Origin of the sequence: Moorena sp. SIO1F2 (assembly GCF_010672755.1) — a bacterium.
In the GTDB taxonomy this organism is placed as follows: domain Bacteria; phylum Cyanobacteriota; class Cyanobacteriia; order Cyanobacteriales; family Coleofasciculaceae; genus Moorena.
This window is the reverse complement of sequence record NZ_JAAHFV010000645.1, coordinates 1-1,616: the sequence shown is the minus strand read 5'-3', so window position 1 is coordinate 1,616 and position 1,616 is coordinate 1. Positions and strand designations below refer to the sequence as shown.

The following is a 1,616-nucleotide window of genomic DNA, read 5'->3' as shown; positions in this document are numbered from 1 at the left end:
GGACTACTATTATCCTGGTAAAAAAAACATTATTACAGCGATATAAACAGGTATTAACATTGGTAATTATAACAGGAATATACGGATTATTTGTATTGCAGGTTTATATCTCAGCATTAGTATTGATTACGTGGTTTTTCCCGTCAATACTAGTTTGGTTTTACTATAGTTTCGCTCTCCAAAAAAAATATTTAATCTAGGAGTTATTTTGAATAAAATCTATTCCATGACTAAGCTAATATCAAAACTTCCGAATACTAATACCCAAGTGCCAATGACTCAAACAGAAAAACATCCACGAAAAAGACAAAAAAGACCATGGTGGAAGAAGCCCTTAGATAATTCGAATTTGATAAACATGCTTAAATCTACAGGGAATGAACCAGATAACGACGATAGATTGACATTAAAGTTATTCATGATTGTCATTATCCTTCTGAGTCTTTTTATACTACCTTTTCTAACTCAGTTTCTAAATTTTCAATGAATGACACTAGTGCTGAGCTAAGCATTCAGCTATCAGCTATCAGCTATCAGCTATCAGCTATCAGCTTATGGGTTAGGTCCGATGCATCGTTCGCACAGCGTGGCCATTCGCGTAGCGTGGCCATTCGCGTAGCGTGGCCATTCGCGTAGCGTGGCCAAAGCCTGTCCCACAAGGCTGACCACTGACCGCTGACCACTGACCGCTGACCGCTGACTGCTGTTGGCGTAGCCTGCGCGTAGCGCATATGCTTACAACTCAACACTGACGCCCTCAAATGAACAAGTGATACCAGAACTGCATAAGCTACTGCATAAGCTCAAAGCCGCTGCACCTATGGATTGTATTAGGAACCTGTAGTAGGGACTTGTAGTAGGTACCTGTAGTAGGGACCTGCTCTGTTGCAGATTCGTAACGTTCACATAGGTCTAGAGGATGAATACTCAGGCAAGACAGTTTAACGGTGTTCTCTTACAAGGGGTAGTAGAAGGATTAATGGATGGTGTCTTGATTTTGAACGCTCAGGGAGAGTTAGTTCATAGCAATTGCTATGGTCGCCTTCTTTGTGCTCAACTAGCAGTGGATAAGTCAAAATCTAACCTTCCAAAGAAATCAGGCGTGTTTGCCAAGCTGTGCTCGACAGCTGTGAGTTATATCCAAATCAGTCAATAATTATCGAGTCTGAAATTATTACTGATCCCTCAACATCTTTTCGGATTCGAGCCGTTAAGCTCACCTTAGACTCCTTTGAAAATCCCTGCATTTTAGTAACACTAGAAAATCACGATCAATATGCTGAGAGTTTTGCGATCGCAGAGGTGAATAAATATGACTTGACTCCTCGTGAGGCCGAAGTTTGGTTACTGCGTCGTGCTGATTACAGCTATCAGGAGATTGCTGATGAATTGCGCATTACTCTCAACACGGTTAAGAAGCACTTGAAAAATATTTATGCTAAAATTAAGTTTTACCAATTTAAACAGGAATTTTTAGAGGCCAATTAAATTAGTTATTTATATAGCAAAGGGAGTAGGGAGTAGGGAGTAGGGAGTAGGGAGTAGGGAGTAGGGAGTAGGGAGTAGGGAGTAGGGAGTAGGGAGTAGGGAGTAGGGAGTAGGGAGTAGGGAGTAGG

General features: G+C 41.2%; 3 protein-coding genes. 2 read left to right on the top strand and 1 reads right to left on the bottom strand.

The window, feature by feature from the left end; all coding sequences use genetic code 11:
* Positions 1–533: 533 nt before the first annotated feature.
* A complete protein-coding gene (locus F6J94_RS33715) occupies positions 534–731 on the bottom strand; it encodes a hypothetical protein (RefSeq protein ID WP_293048273.1) in 198 nt (65 codons plus the stop codon).
* 188 nt (positions 732–919) lie between these two features.
* Between F6J94_RS33715 and F6J94_RS33710 the strand changes: the two genes are divergently transcribed.
* Positions 920–1,156: a hypothetical protein gene (locus F6J94_RS33710; RefSeq protein WP_293048269.1), complete on the top strand. Its 237-nt coding sequence runs from the start codon at positions 920–922 to the stop codon at positions 1,154–1,156.
* A complete protein-coding gene (locus tag F6J94_RS33705; protein WP_293048265.1) occupies positions 1,117–1,488 on the top strand; it encodes a helix-turn-helix transcriptional regulator in 372 nt (123 codons plus the stop codon). Before F6J94_RS33710 ends, F6J94_RS33705 begins: the two co-directional genes overlap by 40 nt.
* Positions 1,489–1,616 lie beyond the last annotated feature (128 nt).

What these genes read in the sequence shown, in the direction of transcription:
- F6J94_RS33715 (WP_293048273.1), bottom strand. Translation starts at nt 731, where the DNA reads ATGCGCTACGCGCAGGCTACGCCAACAGCAGTCAGCGGTCAGCGGTCA.
- F6J94_RS33710 (WP_293048269.1), top strand. Translation starts at nt 920, where the DNA reads ATGAATACTCAGGCAAGACAGTTTAACGGTGTTCTCTTACAAGGGGTA.